Origin of the sequence: Moraxella sp. CTOTU48717 (assembly GCF_032057165.1) — a bacterium.
GTDB lineage: Bacteria > Pseudomonadota > Gammaproteobacteria > Pseudomonadales > Moraxellaceae > Faucicola > Faucicola tetraodonis.
The window spans coordinates 82,293-98,604 of sequence record NZ_DAMBBC010000006.1 but is presented as its reverse complement, the minus strand read 5'-3'; the positions used below and the strand labels follow the sequence as shown (position 1 = coordinate 98,604).

14 protein-coding genes are annotated in these 16,312 nt (G+C 42.8%); 5 read left to right on the top strand and 9 right to left on the bottom strand.

Going from position 1 to position 16,312, the window contains the following annotated elements; translation table 11 throughout:
- Nucleotide 1: 1 nt before the first annotated feature.
- Nucleotides 2–2,824: a hybrid sensor histidine kinase/response regulator gene (locus RT084_RS05390; protein WP_313097923.1), complete on the bottom strand. Its 2,823-nt coding sequence runs from the start codon at nt 2,822–2,824 to the stop codon at nt 2–4.
- Between the two features lie 136 nt (nt 2,825–2,960).
- Between RT084_RS05390 and fmt the strand changes: the two genes are divergently transcribed.
- The 3 genes from fmt (at nt 2,961) to thrC (ending at nt 6,829) form a co-directional block, all read left to right on the top strand.
- The gene (gene fmt, locus RT084_RS05385; RefSeq protein ID WP_313097921.1) at nt 2,961–3,977 is read left to right on the top strand and encodes a methionyl-tRNA formyltransferase; all 1,017 of its coding nucleotides are present in this window, start codon (nt 2,961–2,963) and stop codon (nt 3,975–3,977) included.
- A gap of 15 nt (nt 3,978–3,992) precedes the next feature.
- Entirely contained in the window at nt 3,993–5,345 is a 1,353-nt protein-coding gene (gene rsmB, locus RT084_RS05380; RefSeq protein WP_313097918.1) for a 16S rRNA (cytosine(967)-C(5))-methyltransferase RsmB, read from the top strand.
- Nucleotides 5,346–5,413: 68 nt separating this feature from the next.
- Entirely contained in the window at nt 5,414–6,829 is a 1,416-nt protein-coding gene (thrC, locus tag RT084_RS05375; RefSeq protein ID WP_159375617.1) for a threonine synthase, read from the top strand.
- 95 nt (nt 6,830–6,924) lie between these two features.
- Here the strand turns inward: thrC and RT084_RS05370 are convergent, their stop codons facing one another.
- The 4 genes from RT084_RS05370 to mpl all read right to left on the bottom strand — a co-directional run bounded on the left by RT084_RS05370 (nt 6,925) and on the right by mpl (nt 10,828).
- Nucleotides 6,925–7,671: an enoyl-CoA hydratase-related protein gene (locus RT084_RS05370; protein WP_312384992.1), complete on the bottom strand. Its 747-nt coding sequence runs from the start codon at nt 7,669–7,671 to the stop codon at nt 6,925–6,927.
- A 279-nt stretch (nt 7,672–7,950) separates the two neighbouring features.
- Nucleotides 7,951–8,208 (bottom strand): GlsB/YeaQ/YmgE family stress response membrane protein, encoded by a 258-nt coding sequence (locus RT084_RS05365; protein ID WP_036601338.1) that lies wholly within the window; start codon nt 8,206–8,208, stop codon nt 7,951–7,953.
- A gap of 259 nt (nt 8,209–8,467) precedes the next feature.
- Entirely contained in the window at nt 8,468–9,310 is an 843-nt protein-coding gene (locus RT084_RS05360) for a ParA family protein (protein WP_312384991.1), read from the bottom strand.
- 84 nt (nt 9,311–9,394) lie between these two features.
- Nucleotides 9,395–10,828 (bottom strand): UDP-N-acetylmuramate:L-alanyl-gamma-D-glutamyl-meso-diaminopimelate ligase, encoded by a 1,434-nt coding sequence (mpl, locus tag RT084_RS05355; RefSeq protein ID WP_312384990.1) that lies wholly within the window; start codon nt 10,826–10,828, stop codon nt 9,395–9,397.
- Between the two features lie 293 nt (nt 10,829–11,121).
- Between mpl and gdhA the strand changes: the two genes are divergently transcribed.
- Nucleotides 11,122–12,456, top strand: coding sequence for an NADP-specific glutamate dehydrogenase (gdhA, locus tag RT084_RS05350; protein WP_312384989.1), 1,335 nt, complete (start codon nt 11,122–11,124; stop codon nt 12,454–12,456).
- Between the two features lie 91 nt (nt 12,457–12,547).
- Here the strand turns inward: gdhA and RT084_RS05345 are convergent, their stop codons facing one another.
- The 3 genes from RT084_RS05345 to RT084_RS05335 all read right to left on the bottom strand — a co-directional run bounded on the left by RT084_RS05345 (nt 12,548) and on the right by RT084_RS05335 (nt 14,660).
- Nucleotides 12,548–13,534 carry a YheT family hydrolase gene (locus RT084_RS05345; protein WP_312384987.1) on the bottom strand — a complete coding sequence of 329 codons (987 nt, stop codon included), beginning with the start codon at nt 13,532–13,534 and terminating at the stop codon, nt 12,548–12,550.
- A gap of 66 nt (nt 13,535–13,600) precedes the next feature.
- On the bottom strand, nt 13,601–14,074 hold the full coding sequence (locus RT084_RS05340; protein ID WP_312384986.1) for a GNAT family N-acetyltransferase: 474 nt from the start codon (nt 14,072–14,074) through the stop codon (nt 13,601–13,603).
- Nucleotides 14,067–14,660, bottom strand: coding sequence for an IMPACT family protein (locus tag RT084_RS05335; protein ID WP_312384985.1), 594 nt, complete (start codon nt 14,658–14,660; stop codon nt 14,067–14,069). The genes RT084_RS05340 and RT084_RS05335 overlap by 8 nt, the downstream gene beginning before the upstream one ends.
- Nucleotides 14,661–14,709: 49 nt before the next feature.
- On the opposite strand from RT084_RS05335, the gene RT084_RS05330 reads away from it, so the two are divergent.
- Nucleotides 14,710–15,414, top strand: a complete 705-nt coding sequence (locus tag RT084_RS05330) for a pseudouridine synthase (protein ID WP_159676859.1) — start codon at nt 14,710–14,712, stop codon at nt 15,412–15,414.
- Here the strand turns inward: RT084_RS05330 and RT084_RS05325 are convergent.
- On the bottom strand, nt 15,411–16,070 hold the full coding sequence (locus tag RT084_RS05325; RefSeq protein ID WP_312384983.1) for a DUF2939 domain-containing protein: 660 nt from the start codon (nt 16,068–16,070) through the stop codon (nt 15,411–15,413). The two genes, RT084_RS05330 and RT084_RS05325, sit on opposite strands and share 4 nt — an antisense overlap.
- Between the last annotated feature and the right edge of the window lie 242 nt (nt 16,071–16,312).

Sequence of the window (16,312 nt, the reverse complement as noted above, 5' to 3'; positions counted from 1 at the left end):
CTCAGACCATGTAATGATTGATGGCTTCGATGAGTTTTTGCTTATTGATAGGTTTGGTCAAAAAACTGTCCATGCCCGCTTCTAAACAGATATTTCTATCATCATCAGAATCGTTGGCGGTTAGGGCAACAATAGGCACACTATCTTTATTGAGACGAATAATACGTGTGGCTTCAATACCATCTAAGATTGGCATACGACAGTCCATCAACACAAGTCCGATTCGCTGACGATTTTCACTGAGTAACTTAACCGCTTGCTCGCCATCATCGGCTACAAGATAGCGATAACCCAAGGTTTCCAAATGTTTTTTGGCAATTTTTTGGTTAACGGGGTTGTCTTCTGCTATTAGTATCAATTTTTGACTAGAGTGATGCGCATCGGTTGGGCTATCAACACTCGTTTGCCCATTATCAAATAATTGAATTGGTGTATCCAATAAAACATTATAGTTATTAACGGGTGGTGGTGCGGATGCTACGGTAACGCTAGAATGAGAGAGATTAGGGTACTGCTGCAAAAATTGCTTAAATGCCAGTTGTACAGGGAGATGGGTGTTGGTTTTTTCTTTTTTGATTTTTAACGCATATAGATGATTCACCTCCGCAATCAAGTGGCTTAAAGACGCAGGTTTTTGCAAATACCCATCAAATTGTAATTGGTGTTCGGGTGGCAAAGTTTTGGGGGATTCAATACTTAAAATAATTTTAATCGCATCAGCATAAAAATGAATATTATCTAATAAGTGGTTATTGGCTTTAAGTGCTACATCATCAATCACAAACACCGGCATCAAGCCTTGCAAATCAAGGTTATTAATCGTATCGATAACGGCTTCATCAATAGCTGTGAAGATATGGTGCGGCAATTCCACATAATTTAGCACTTTATTCACTCGCTCAAAGATAGAAAATGGCGAGATAATAATCAGTGTTACCCTTAAATTACCAGTTTTATATTGGTAAGCAGACTGCAGACTAAACTTTGGAATCGGTAAAAATAGTTGGAATTCACTGCCTTCACCAAATTGACTTTCTAAATGAATAAACCCGCCCAATAAATGTGAAAAACTATTGGAAATAGCTAAACCAAGCCCCGTACCGCCAAATTGCCGACTAATGGAATCATTGGCTTGACCAAAGTAGGAAAATAACTTTTGTTGGTCTTTTTCTGTAATGCCTAAGCCGGTATCTTTTACTGATATTTTTAACCAATCTTTGCTGACAGCGGCATTTTGGCTAGTTTTAGCCTTGATTAATGGGTGATGGCTATCGATTTTATCAACCGTGATAGCCACGTAGCCCTCTCGGGTGAATTTCACCGCATTGGTCAATAAGTTTAAAATAATTTGGCGTAATTTACCTTCATCACAATCAATAAAACGGGGGGTAAGGGGATCCACAAAAATATACAGACTAATTTTTTGACGTCGGGCATTACCAAGCATCAGCTCAGTGGTTTGGCGTAGTAACTTCAAGAGATCAATAGACGTGACATTGGTTTGTAGCTTGCCTGCGTCTAATTTGGCAACATCTAGCATATCATTGAGCAGTTGAATCATGGTCTGGCTAGATTGTTGCAGGGTTGCGATGGTTTCTTGTTGCTCGCTATTAAACTGCGCTTTATCTTCAGCAAGTAAATCTATCATGCCGACTAGACCACTCAGTGGGGTACGCAATTCATGTCCCACTACTGCCCACATTTTATTAAAACTGGTTAATTTATCGGCAGTAAATTTATCTTCGACCCACGCTTTTTGCAGCTTATCGTGATAATCGGTGGTATCTTGTAAGCCACAGCTATAACCTTGTAATTGACCAAAACGGTTATAATACGGGGTAATGCGTAAATCAAAATACAGATTTCGCTGTAGATTGGTCACGGGTAAGGTCGCATAAGTCTGAATATTCTCGAGCGAATTTAGTAACTGCTGCGTGGTTTTATTGGCACCGGTGATAAAGTCGCTGAGAATATACATCGACCCCGGTTGAAACGGGGTATAAAACACTTGTGAAAATTTATGATTAAAGTACACAATCCGACCATTTCTGCTCATGATAAATAGCAAAATTGGTGAAGTATCAATCAAAATATTTTGTCGATAGGTTAACTCGCGAACCTTATCATAATATTGCCCCATCTTATAAGCATGACGATTAAACAGCTGAGATAAATAGCGTAATTCAGGGTGGTCACGAAACTCATGAAGCTTGGCAGGCTGATAACCTTGACTAATTTGCAATTGCAAATTTTGGGCATAATCGAGAAATTTATACCAAACCTCGTAAGTCTTTCGCAGCTGAATCATCACATATAAAAATAGGCAAAGCGCTAGTAGCAGCGGCAGCAAATAGATAGGGTTGGCAAAATTACTCCAAAGTGGGAAGTATTGTACTTTAACGTATAGGCGGTAACCCTCTGCCAGATTCTGCCAAACTTCAAAGCCACGATCATCATAAAATATTTTATTGCTTTGTTTGGCGGATAGCGTCCAATTGGGTAAGGCGTCAGAGAAATCGTTATGGTTGTTTTTGACGACGGTAGTATCACCCGTTGGCTCAAAGACAATCAACTGATAATTTTCAATCACTTCATGTTGGTCTAAATTAACCTGACTCCAATCGTGCTCACCGTGGGTAATTTTATGATTGAGTTTATCAACCAGTTCAACGAGGTAGCTTTTGCCAAGCTGCTGTTGCTGCTGCAACGCATAAAGCCAAAGCAGTCCATAACCTGCCACTATTAGTATCAGCTCGATAGCCACCAAGGTTATGATGAGTCGCCGAGCTGCTGGGCGATTGTAGAGAGAAAACTGGTTTGACACAGCGTGATATACCCAATAAAGAAAACGGTCAATGAAGGTAAAAGAAAAAAACCCATCATCACAATGCTAGATTTAAGTATTGTGCCAATTCATATTATAATAGCAGAAATTTATTGTATTTAAGACGAAATTTATCATGTCTCAAACCCCGCTTAGGGTTGTATTTGCTGGTACACCCGAATTTGCTAAAGTTGCCTTACAAGCACTCATCAGTCACCAAAAAGCCCTTAATATTGACATTGTGGCAGTCTATACACAACCTGACCGCAAATCTGGTCGTGGGCAAAAAATTAGCACATCCCCCGTGAAAGCACTTGCCTTAGCAAATAACATTGCGGTAGAACAACCTGAAAGCTTTAGCTTAAAATCAGCCAATGGGAGTGTTTCACGTGAAACACTTAAACACTATCGCCCCGATATTATGGTGGTGGCTGCGTACGGATTGATTTTACCACTTGGCGTACTACATACCCCAAAATTTGGCTGCATCAATATTCATGGCTCATTATTGCCACGCTGGCGTGGTGCAGCGCCCATTCAGCGTGCGATTTTAGCGGGTGACGATACTACAGGCATTACCATTATGCAAATGGCGCAGGGACTTGATACGGGCGATATGCTGTATAAAATAGAATGCCCGATCACTGACACAGATACCACCCAACTATTGCATGATAAATTAGCCAAATTAGGCGGTGAAGCCATTGTGACGGTGCTGTCTGATGTAGAAAACTATCAACAAAACGCGCAAAAACAAGACGACGCTTTGGCTAATTATGCCGAGAAAATCACCACGGCAGAGGGTGAGATTAACTGGCAAAATGATGCCATCAGTATTCAGCGTCAAATCCGTGCGTTAAATGCCTTTACCTATCTTGATGAACATAAAGACCCCAATCAGCGTATCAAAATAATAGAAGCAGCACCCATTAAACTTGACCAACAAACCCATGAACCTGCAGGTAAAATCGTCAGTGTGGGTCGTAATGCAATTTTGGTCGCCTGTGGCAAAAACGCGACCAACCACCAACATCAGAGTGTGCAACATCTGATTAATATCACCCAAATGCAGTGGCCAGGGGGTAAGCCGTTAACCGCTGAGCAAATTGCCAATGGAGATAAACTCAACGATGGTGATATTTTTCACTCATAACCAATTAGGCACATCATGACCCAATTACATTCTCAGCTTAACACTCGCGCCAAAGTTGTCGCCACCCTTGAGCGTATCCAACAAGGTGAGTCATTGGCTAGCTTGCTTGACCCACTACTCAACCAAGTGAGCGAAAAAGACAAAGGCTTTGCCCATGAATTATTGCTTGGCACGCTGCGTCAATGGTGGGCACTCGCTCGTATTGGTGAAAGCTTGATTGAGCATGAAGTCACTGACAAAGGCGTATGGGCAGCCCTCAATATCGGACTGTACCAACTGCTGTATATGGACACGCCAGATTACGCGGCAATTGGTGAAACGGTCGAAGCAGTCAAACAACTCGATAAAGGTTACGGTGCTGGACTTATCAATGCCATACTGCGAAAGGTGCAAAAAAACCCTGCCAAATTTGCCAAAAAAATTGAGAAAAACCACAGTCTACCAAATTGGCTTGCCAAACAGCTCAAACAGGATTGGGGTGAATACTATGCCGAGCTTGGGCAAGCGCTTCGCCAACCTGCGCCCATATTCTTACGCGTCAATCGCAAATTTTGTAGTGTAGAGGATTATGCCGATATATTAACCCAACAAGGCATCGGTTTTGACCTAGTGTCAATTGGCATTGAGAAAGTGCAAACCATTCAACTCACTGACGCTATAAGAATCACTGATTTGCCTAAATTTGCCGAAGGATGGGTCAGTGTGCAAGACAAACACGCCCAGTTATCAGCACATATTTTGGCAAGCCTCGCCTTGGATAAATCTTTGAGGTTACTAGATGCTTGCACTGCGCCGGGAGGTAAACTGGCGCATTTATTGGAGCTTGATCAGTCAAAAACGTTTCACGTGAAACATCAAAATATCGCGCATGTAATCGCTTTGGACAATGATGAAAAACGTTTACAACGGGTGAGCCAAAATTTTGAGCGTTTGCAGTTAAACCAAGAAAATGTACAATTGGTGTGTGAGGATGCTGCAACGTTTCAAGCACATACCCAATTTGATGTGATAGTGCTTGATGCACCTTGCACTGCAACGGGTGTGATTCGCCGCCATCCTGATATTGCATTGCTACGTACTGAAGAAGATGTGGGGCAGACTGCCGCGTTACAAGCGAATATTTTAGCCAACTGTTGGCATAATTTAGCTACTAACGGCTATCTACTCTATATCACTTGCTCGATGTTAAAAGCAGAGAATGAAGACCAATTACAAGCGTTTTTAGCCACACACAAAGCGGCGCAAATCGTGGATTTTAGCCTTAATTTATCCAACCAAATCAAACGGGACATCGGTTATCAATGCTTGCCGCTTCATCAAAACGATGGCGATGGTTTTTATTATGCCTTACTGCAAAAACGTGGCTAAAAAATTGGCATTCATCGCAATGCTAGGTTTATGCTAAACTGCATGAAATTGATTAAATGGATGGAAAGATGAACTATATCAGCACCCGTGGCAAAACAGCCCCTATGCAATTTAGTGATGTGTTACTGATGGGACTTGCCCCAGACGGCGGCTTAATGCTACCTGAAGAATACCCACAGATTGATGAAGCAACCCTCACCCAATGGCGCACTTTAAGCTACACTGAGCTTGCCTTTGAAATCATGCAATTATTTGCCACCGATATCCCAAAAGACGATTTAAAAACACTGATTGATAAAACTTACACCGTGCAGGCATTTGGCAATCCTGATATCACCCCTGTTCGTACACTCAAAGATGGCATCAAAATCATCGAGTTATCAAATGGTCCCACACTGGCATTTAAAGACATCGCCATGCAGTTTTTGGGCAATGCTTTTGAATATGTGTTAAAGAAAAAAAATGAGCGTCTGACCATCATCGGCGCCACATCAGGTGATACAGGCTCAGCTGCTGAATATGCGCTGCGCGGCAAAGACAATATCGAAGTGTTCATGATGTCACCCCATGGCAAAATGAGTGAGTTCCAGCGCGCACAAATGTATAGCCTCGATGACAAAAATATCCATAACATCGCCATCAAAGGTATGTTCGATGACTGCCAAGACATCGTAAAAGCCCTGCAGCAAGATGCTGAGTTTAAAGCCAAATACAGCCTTGGGACTGTCAACTCCATTAACTGGGGTCGTATCCTCGCGCAAATCGTCTACTATTTTAAAGGTTATTTTGCCAGCACTACCGACAATAGCGAAAAGGTGAGTTTCTGCGTGCCATCGGGTAACTTTGGTAATATCTGCGCGGGACATATTGCCCGTGAAATGGGATTACCCATCGACCGTTTAATCGTCGCCACCAACGAAAACGACGTTCTGCACGACTTTTTTACTACTGGTAAATATAGCCCCCGTACCGCTGACAAGACTTATGTGACATCAAGTCCATCGATGGATATTTCAAAAGCGTCAAATTTTGAGCGTTTTGTGTACCTGCTCGCTGAGAAAAATGGCGAAAAAATCCATACGCTTTGGCAGGATGTCAACGCAGGTAAAGGCTTTGATATGTCGGATTTGATGGCAAACATCAATGGCAAATATGGCTTTGCATCGGGTAAATCAACCCATGCCGACCGTATCGCCACAATCAAACAAGTGTATGCCGAAGACAATCAGCTCATTGACCCGCACACCGCTGATGGGATAAAAGTGGCTCGTGAAGTACGCAAAAAGGGTGAGGTCATTGTCTGCGCCGAAACCGCCTTGCCAGCCAAATTTGCCGAGACCATCACCGAAGCTGTCGGTCAACTTGACATTCCCCGCCCCAAGCATACCGATAATATCGAAAGCTTGGCGCAGTATGTGACTGTGCTTGATAATGATGCAAATTTGGTGCGTGCGCAAATTGAACAGTTTGTGGTAGCCAAATAATGGCTATCTAATAAATTGGCTAATAAGTTGGGTTAAACAAAAGCCTTTTAATTTGCTAGTTAAAAGGCTTTTTTGCATTAGTGTTCTCTTTTGCCTTATTGTTTATGGACAAATTTGCGCAGTATCGCTTTGACTTCATCCGTCTGCAGACGGTTACTAAAGTGAACATTTTCTTGTTGGATACGCGCTAGGATTTCTGTGGCATTACGCATCAAGTCTTTGGTTTGTCGTACCGATGACACCGATTTTTTGGCAAGTATTTCTGCTTTTTGGCGCGCCGTGCTTAGTACCTCATCACTATTAGCAAAAGCTTGGTTGGCTAAGCCCAATTCAACCGCCTGTTTACCTGTAATTTTTTCACCCATTACAAACACCTCAAAGGCACGCTGATAACCAATTTTTTGCGTCAGTAAAAGGGTCGAACCTGCTTCTGGCACCAACGATAAATCCACAAATGGGGCCAATAATTTAGCGTTTTCTACGATATACACCAAATCACAATGAAGTAGCAGCGTCAAGCCAATGCCAACGCCTGAGCCTGTCACCGCTGCCACGATGGGTTTGGGATAATCGCCCAAAAACTGCACAAAATCTAACGCATTAAGCTCAGCATCGTCGTTTTCAGCTTTGTTTAAAAAATCGACAAGATCATTACCTGCGGTAAAAAAATCCCCCGTTGACGTAAATAAAATCACTCGAATATTATCGTCACTTTTTGCCTGTTCCATCGCGGTTTGTACGGCTTGGTACATGGCATTGGTTAGGGCATTTTTTTTATCAGCACGATTAAATTGGATTTCTAAAACGCCATTTTGCGTTTGAAAATTGACAAGTTGTTCCATGAAAGCGTTTACCTTAGTATCTCATTAGTGTCTAATAGGGGTCTAGTAGGTATCTGGTGCTAAAAACCAAGTCAACAATATAGCATTATTCTAAGCGGAGATTCCAAACTTAGTAAGACAATGAGGGCAAAAAAATTAAACTGAAAAAAATTAAAGCCAAAATGCCAAGTGTTAGATACCATGCGTTCAGAAAATTTTAGCCAATAAAAAAGGCATTTAAATTAAATGCCTTTTTTAAATAGATATTCTAAATTGATTGCATAGTTAACTAATACAGTATTAACCAATACGGCGTTTACCAGTGGCTAACTCATAGACGAATAGCACAATAATAGCACCAATGACTGAGAAAATTAGACCAGTAAAGCCACCATTGGCATTCATACCTAGCATACCTGCTAAGAAACCGCCTACTAACGCACCAATGATACCCAATACAATAGTAAGAATCCAGCCCATTGCGTCCGCACCTGGCTTGATAGCACGGGCGATAACACCAACGATAAGACCCATGATAATCATATAAATAAAGCTCATTTTAACACTCCTAATTTTTTAACCTGTGTAATTTTTAACTTATTTTTTTACCTAATCGATTGGCAGGCGTTACAGCGCTAAATTGTTATATTTATGGTTTTAACTAATAACTGCCTCTCTGATGACTGGTATTTTATAGACAAGCTACCAGCAGTTAAAATGTTGGTTTGTTAATTATGTAAGTTCTCTTTGAAGTATTAAGAGGATTTTTTATTTAATGTAATGCTATGTCAGTAGAGACGATTAATTGTAAGTTCCGTTATCTGGATTCGATTTCTTGATAAAGCGCAGCATACTGCTGGGTGAGTTTATGTTTAGCGTCCAAATAAATCAGCGGCAAACTTTGATGGTGGGATTGTTTCATGATAATTGAAGGGCTAAGTTTGGTCTCATACATAGGATAGCCTTCATTGACCAACGTTTGTACCACTTCTTTGGGTAGATTGGCGCGTGGGTCAAACTGATTGACGATAATACCTTCAATTAACAAGTCACTATTATGGTCTTGGCGCGTCTCTAAGATATTTTGCACCAAGGTTTGCAGCGCGCGTTTGGAGAAAATATCACAATCAAACGGGACAATGACACGATCAGCTGCGATCAATGCCGACAAAGTAAAAAAGTTAAACGCCGGTGGTGTATCAATGTACACCCGATCAAACTGCTGACTTAAAAGGTTTAAGCCGTCTTTTAATTTATAAATTTTATGTTTGCTTTCAAGGGGCTGCAAAATATCGGCAAGCATGGGGCTGGCTGGAATCAGTGATAAATTATCAAATCGGGTGGTGTGAATGCAATGCTCCAACCCTTGATTGCGACTACCCGCCATACCGCCAAACGGAAATGCAAACATCATCGGCATGGGGCTAGACGTCGCTTGCAGGGTTTGCGAAAAGAAATTTTCAATATTGGGTTCTGTGATATGCGCGGGATGAATGTCTGTGGCATCATCGCCGATGATATATTGGGTTGCGTTGCACTGGGGATCAAGGTCGATGAGTAAGGTACGCAAACCTTGATGGGCACTCATCGCGGCAAGGTTGACAGCAATGCTGGATTTACCAACACCGCCTTTTTGATTAAAAATGACTCGGGTAAGCATTGTGTAACCTAATATTTGTACAAGTAATCATGAGTATGCTAAAAAATCACGATTTTTGCTAGCAAATTTACAAGGTTAAAACAGTTAGCCTTGCTGCAGTGCCTTCACCAGTCGACCATGAATGCCTTCAAAGCCGCCATTTGACATTACAATCACCGCATCGTCATCGCCAATGTGCGCTGCAATATGCTTAATAATCGCATCGGTCGATGTCATCACTTGTTGGTTGGCAGCATTGCCAATCGCATCGGCAACTGACCAATCTAGATTGGCAGGTTGATACCAAATGACTTGGTCGGCGATACTCGCTGATGGCGCAAGCAAACCTTGGTGGGTACCGAGTTTCATGGTATTTGAACGCGGTTCAATCACTGCCCAAATTTTACGCTTTGGGTTATCCGCAAAACGTTTTTTGGCACCATCGAGCGTGGTTTCAATGGCGGTTGGGTGGTGGGCAAAGTCGTCATAAACTTCTATATGTTTGCCGTGGTTATCGATTGTGCCGACCAGCTCCATACGGCGTTTGATGCCAGCAAAATTGGATAAGGCTTCACAGGCTTGTGCAACCGATACGCCAATATTGTAGGCTGCCGCAATTGCCACTAAGCCATTATTGACGCTATGTAGCCCGCTCATCTGCCAATGGACTTGTCCTTTGTGACCATCAAACATGACTTCATATTGGCTTCCGTCTTGTTTCACTAGCTTGGCTTGCCAATCGGCGTGGGGATTAGTGCTAGCAAGCGCTGTCCGCCAAATCGGTGTCCAACAGCCTTTTTTAAGGGTTTCTTCCAAGCTTTCGGTATCTGCTGGCATGATGATTTTGCCATTTGACGGTATCATGCGTACCATGTGATGGAACTGGGTTTGGATGGCGGCAAGGTTAGGGAAGATATCGGCGTGGTCGTATTCAAGGTTGTTTAAAATTGCGGTGGTTGGGCGATAGTGAACAAACTTAGAGCGTTTATCAAAAAAAGCACTGTCATACTCATCCGCTTCGATGACAAAGTAACCTTCATGATCCGCAGTTGTATCACTACCCAAATAACTACTGTGGGCAAACGCTTTTTTTAGGCGTTCATCTGGGGTATCAACCAGTGGCACGCCACCAATCAAAAAGCCGGCATCAATGCCTGCATAGTGTAAAATCCACGCCAGCATGGTGGTAGTGGTGGTTTTGCCATGCGTGCCTGCGACGGCTAATACATGACGGTATTGCAATACCTGCTCTGCCAAAAACTGCGGTCCTGAGGTATAAGGAATACGCTCATTGAGCATATATTCAACCGCTTCGATACCGCGCTTCATGGCATTGCCGACAATCACCAAATCAGGTGCAGGTTGTAAATGACTAGCGGCATACCCTTGTATAATCTCAACACCCGCATTTTCAAGCTGGGTGGACATTGGTGGATAGACATTGGCGTCCGAGCCTGTCACGGTATGTCCAAGGTCACGCGCAAGCAGCGCCAACGAACCCATGAAGGTACCACAAATACCAAGAATATGAATGTGCATAAGTTTGCCTTAGGTCAAATACGCATTAGCGGCTAACCAAAGCCGCTAAACCTTGCTAAAAATTAACAATTTTAAAGGACAAATCAGGCTTTGTCAGCTATTAAATCCAGTTGCAGGTTAACTTGCTCACAAACACCCATGTCTAGTTTTCGGCAACCCACCGTGCCAAAACCGTGCCAAAGAGGTACAGAGAAATAGTTTTACAAATTACTATGACAGTGCTAAGTTACTATAAATTCACCAAAATAGTGTTTTTGCACTATTTTTATGAAGTTAAAGCATTGAGGAGTGGTATGAAAAGCAGTGAGTTATTAAGCATTTTAAAGCAGTGTCATAGCAATGAGCCAGAGTTTATCCAAGCGGTCGAAGAATTCTGGGAAGATATCGCAGCGGTTTATGACCAATCTACTGTTTATCAACACCTTAATCTATTTGACCGCTTAACCAACCCTGACCGTGTTATTCAATTTCGTATCAACTGGGAAGATGACCAAGGCAATGTTCAAGTCAACCGCGGTTGGCGTGTGCAATTTAACAATGCATTAGGTCCTTACAAAGGCGGTATCCGTTTTCATTCCAGTGTGAATCTTTCGGTACTAAAATTTTTAGGGTTTGAACAAGTCTTTAAAAACGCATTGACCGGTCTACCCATGGGTGGGGGTAAAGGCGGTTCAGATTTTGACCCAAAAGATAAATCAGACGCCGAAATCCGTCGATTTTGCTATGCCTTTATGCGCGAATTAGCGCCCTATATTGGTGCAGATATAGATGTACCTGCGGGTGATATCGGTGTCGGTGGCCGCGAAATTAATTATATGTTCGCCATGTATAAGACGCTTAATCGTGAGTTTACCGGGGTATTAACCGGTAAGACGGTGGGACAAGGTGGTAGCTTGATTCGTACCGAGGCAACGGGGTTTGGTCTTGTGTATTTTTTACAAAACATGCTAGAAGCCCATCATGACGGCTTGATGGCTAAGACTGCTCTAATCTCAGGTGCGGGCAATGTATCGTTACATGCGGCACAAAAATGTATTGAGCTTGGCGCGCAGGTACTGACATTATCAGACTCAAAAGGCACCTTACATCTCAAGCATGGCTTTAGCTTAGAGCAAATTGAAGCGCTCAAAACTTATAAAGCGCAAGACAAACGTTTAAAAGACTTCGTCAGCACCAGTGATGACGCAGAATGGATCGACGGTAGCCGCCCATGGCATATCAAAGCCGATATTGCCCTACCTTGCGCCACCCAAAACGAAATCAATGGGCAAGATGCGCAAAATCTGGTCAATCATGGCGTGAAATACGTGGCAGAGGGTGCCAACATGCCCAGTGATGCCGATGCCATCGCCATCTTCCAAAGTAATGGCGTCATCTATGCGCCGGGAAAAGCCTCGAATGCCGGTGGCGTTGCGTTATCAGGTCTTGAGATGTCACAAAACTCGGTACGTCAATACGCAACCTCTGCAGTGCTTGATGAGCAATTAAAAACCATCATGAAAAATATCCATGATGATTGTTTTAACCATGGCAAACAAGCGGATGGGAGGATTGATTATAAAAAAGGCGCCAATCTAGCAGGTTTTAACAAGATTGCTAAAGCCATGGTGAATTACGGCATTTTATAATGTTAGAAGTAATCTTAAAAAACCCCTCATTAACTTTAATCAATAAAAAGCGCCGTCATTGTGATGGCGTTTTTTATTGAAGCCATAGCAATCAGTCAGTACAAGCCTGAAAAAATTTAAAGCTGGTGCTAGGCAGCCAATTCACATTGAGTTTTTTGTTTTGTAATTGCACAAAGCCCACATGTCCCCCATGCTGGCTATACAGTAAGCGCACACAAGGTGACACATCGTCTTGGGTGGCAAGAATGCCCAAAAATGGGTCGTCTTTGGCAGTGATAATCAGCGTGGGTTTAGTGATGTTTTTGAGTACAGGTAGGGCAGAGGCTTGGATGTAATAATTCGCCCCCGTACCAAAACCATGGCGCGGCGCGGTATATAACTCATCAAACTCATCAATCATCTTGATATTTTTTAATGCGTTAACTAATGCTGGCTCGTCCACCTTTTTGAAGGCTTTTTGCAATAAAGGATTGAGCAAATAAGGCGTATACACCCGTTTGGCGACAAAACGATGCATGGCTTTTGCCGAGGTCGTCAAATCGACGGGCGCAGAAATCACCACCGCTGCTTCACAGGCAGCTGCATCGCCTTGCTCACCCATATAACGCGCCAGCATATTGGCGCCGAGCGACACCCCGCTGGCTACAATTCGGCTATAACCGTACTGAGTTTTTAGCAGCTTAAACATATGCACCGCTTCGGCAGTATCACCCGCGTTATAGTCCAATTCTGAGGTATTATCCACCCCACCGCAGCCGCGAAAATGGACGATAACCGCATCATACCCCAATCGGTGCGCTTGGTGGGCAAAGGCAATGGCATAATGGCTATCACTGCTGCCTTCAAGCCCATGAAACATCACCGCCAATGGCTTATTAAGGTTTGGCTGATTATCGGTATTGGCAAAGACAAAGTCATAAGCCACTTGGGTGGTGCCGGTACGGTCAGGGTGAAGGTGACGCTGATAATTGGGTTTTGGCAGTTTGATAAACTTGGGTAAAATGGTTTGAACGTGGGGGTTGGCTAAGAAAAACGGGGTGCGAAAGGGGAGCAAAGCAAGTTGGTGTATGGTCGTCATAAGTTACCTAGAAATTTTTATTTGCTTTATTTTACTGCTTTTGCCCTAGCAATAAAGTGGAAAATGTTAGCTATTTTGATTTTTTTGCATGGGCAAAAATTTTAGACCATCTTTCTCAAGAATATTATCAGCTCGTATAAAACCAAATCTTTCGTAAATTGGCACTGCGTAGAGAGAGGCCCTAACAATAATATTTTTTTGACTATCAAGTTGTAATTTATGATAAGCATATTGCCATAACTGTCTGCCAATCCCTTGCCCATGATAGCATTCGTGAACGAACAGATGATAAAGATGATTTGGTTGCTTTATTACAATAAACCCAATGATTCTATTATTAACTTCAGCAACGAAATGGACGTATTCTGGACTATTTATTCTTGCCAAAAATTGTTTTTCTGTAAAGCTATCTACAAGCCAGTTGGGTAATTGGTTAGTTTTATCTGCTAAATAGTAGTGAGATAATGATAGAACGAGTTGTGATAATATTTGAGTATCTGAAATCTTAGCCTTTCTAATTTTTACATTATCCTTATTCATTTTTAATGGCTCCATAAAACCCGATTTTTTCATTTAAATCTGTGATAGATTGCTTAGCTATTTCCACTGTTAATACTACATCTGTGCCATAATCCACTGCCAAAATCGTGGCATTAAGCTCATTCAACACATGACGGACAAAGGACTCATTGGCAAAATCGGTTTCAATCAGTATCACGCTTAACGGCACAAACGCGTGCAAATTCATGTTATCAACCACTGCTTGCGCGGTGCTGCTATAGGCACGTGTCAGCCCACCTGCACCAAGTTTGATACCGCCAAAGTAACGCACCACAATGACCACACAGTTACCAATGCCCTTGTGTTGTAACACGTTTAAAATCGGCTTGCCTGCCGTACCACTGGGCTCATCATCGTCATCAAAGCCTGCCGAGGTGGTGTTGTGTGGGTCGCCAATGATATAGCCATAGCAGACATGGCGTGCATCGGGATACTGGTTGCATAAATGTTCCACGTGAAACATTAATTGCTCGCGGCTATCAATGGCAAACCCAAAGCCCAAAAATTGGCTTTTTTTAATCTCAAGTGTGGCAGTACATGGGTCGCTAAGCGTGTAATAGGACATGGTTAATCTATGTTACAATAAACAAAACAAGCACTAGGATAACAAAAAAATGCGTTTAGACAAATTTTTAAGCAAAGCCACCGAGCTATCGCGTAAAGACTGCAAAAAAATCTTGCACGCAGGCGAAGTCACTGTCAATGGCGAGGTGGTCAAAGATTCAAGCCTACACATCGATGAAGTGGGTGACGATATCGAATGGGCGGGTGAGCCATTATCGGTCGCGATGGGCAATCGCTACTTACTGTTATATAAGCCAGAAGGCTTTGAATGCACCCTAAAGCCAAAAGAATGGCCGATTGTTACAGACTTGATTGATGTACCACAGCTAGGTAGTTTGCGGATTGCAGGGCGACTCGATGTCGACACCACAGGTGCGCTACTACTCAGTGATGATGGTGGCTTTTTGCACCGCGTCACCAGCCCCAAACATCATGTGGCAAAGGTGTATGAGTTGACACTTGCCGACCCAATGACTGAAGCACAACAGGCATTTGCGATTAAAGAATTGGCAAAAGGCATCATGCTTGAAGACGAGTATGATAAAACCAAACCCGCTGAGTTAAGTTTTTCTGATGCTACCCATGCCAAGCTGGTACTCACGGAAGGCAAATACCACCAAGTCAAACGCATGATGGGCTATTTTGGCAATAAAGTCATTGAGCTACACCGTGCCCGCATCGGTAACATTACCTTAGCAGGATTAGAAAAAGGTGAAAGCCGGTTTTTGACCGCTGAAGAAATTGATCAGTTTTAAGCATTTAACGGCAGCGTCACACCCACAATTTTCCAATGAATAAGCCCTTGGCGCTGCAAGCGGAGCGTTAAGGGGTAGCCACGCAGCTGTCCGCTGACTTCAAAACAGTTAACACCACAATAGTGTGTGGTCGGTCGGGTTTGTGACGTTGCTGTGGGAGCATTGGGATTAGGCGATTGCAGTTGTTGTTTGATTTTTTGGTTAAGCTCAGCTGAATTGCGCGCCAAAATCAAGTCTTTGATATCAATCTTATCCATCGCTACTGCCACCAAGCCTCCTAGCAGTTTGACATTTGTTTTGAGCGGCTCGCTGGTCGCTTGTCCTGTCAGCGCATACTGTACGCCCTCTGGCGTGACGGTATTATCCACGGCTTGATTAACCATTTTATTCACTAGGTCATTAGGGTTTAATTCGATATTGAGCATCTGCAAAATAGGGGATTTTGCCACATGATTGGCTTTTTCTATTAATACAGGGCTTAGCTGTGATTTGACACTTTGCTGCAGTTGCGTAAATTCAATTGCTGCACTGATGGTGTCTGCTTGTTGTGCATCATAGGCTTTTTTTAGTTGGTACACTGCCCAATAAGGGGAGGCAAATACCCATGCGACGACAATCAGTGCCAGGATGATTAGCAAAGATAATACTTTTTTCATAAATGACTATTAGAGTTAGAGTTTGCTAATTAGTTTAAAACAACGGGCTAGGCTATTGCGTATTTTTCTTGCAAAAAAAGGAAAATATTTTTGCGCTGATAGCCGATTATTTGCTTGATTATTTAACAAAAATCGCCACTATATTGCATATTTTTAAATTTTAGTCTTTCAAAGGTTTGGCAGCTGTTAAACGTTGCTACTGGTCGAACCCACTCTTCCGTACTGTCAACACTATGCTGCCA

Excerpts from the sequence above, each read along its gene's own strand:
- mpl (WP_312384990.1), bottom strand. The coding sequence starts at position 10,828 with ATGCACATTCATATTCTTGGTATTTGTGGTACCTTCATGGGTTCGTTG.
- fmt (WP_313097921.1), top strand. The coding sequence starts at position 2,961 with ATGTCTCAAACCCCGCTTAGGGTTGTATTTGCTGGTACACCCGAATTT.
- RT084_RS05345 (WP_312384987.1), bottom strand. The coding sequence starts at position 13,534 with ATGACGACCATACACCAACTTGCTTTGCTCCCCTTTCGCACCCCGTTT.
- RT084_RS05370 (WP_312384992.1), bottom strand. The coding sequence starts at position 7,671 with ATGGAACAACTTGTCAATTTTCAAACGCAAAATGGCGTTTTAGAAATC.
- RT084_RS05340 (WP_312384986.1), bottom strand. The coding sequence starts at position 14,074 with ATGAATAAGGATAATGTAAAAATTAGAAAGGCTAAGATTTCAGATACT.
- RT084_RS05360 (WP_312384991.1), bottom strand. The coding sequence starts at position 9,310 with ATGCTTACCCGAGTCATTTTTAATCAAAAAGGCGGTGTTGGTAAATCC.
- gdhA (WP_312384989.1), top strand. The coding sequence starts at position 11,122 with ATGAAAAGCAGTGAGTTATTAAGCATTTTAAAGCAGTGTCATAGCAAT.
- RT084_RS05365 (WP_036601338.1), bottom strand. The coding sequence starts at position 8,208 with ATGAGCTTTATTTATATGATTATCATGGGTCTTATCGTTGGTGTTATC.
- rsmB (WP_313097918.1), top strand. The coding sequence starts at position 3,993 with ATGACCCAATTACATTCTCAGCTTAACACTCGCGCCAAAGTTGTCGCC.
- RT084_RS05335 (WP_312384985.1), bottom strand. The coding sequence starts at position 14,660 with ATGTCCTATTACACGCTTAGCGACCCATGTACTGCCACACTTGAGATT.
- RT084_RS05330 (WP_159676859.1), top strand. The coding sequence starts at position 14,710 with ATGCGTTTAGACAAATTTTTAAGCAAAGCCACCGAGCTATCGCGTAAA.
- RT084_RS05325 (WP_312384983.1), bottom strand. The coding sequence starts at position 16,070 with ATGAAAAAAGTATTATCTTTGCTAATCATCCTGGCACTGATTGTCGTC.
- thrC (WP_159375617.1), top strand. The coding sequence starts at position 5,414 with ATGAACTATATCAGCACCCGTGGCAAAACAGCCCCTATGCAATTTAGT.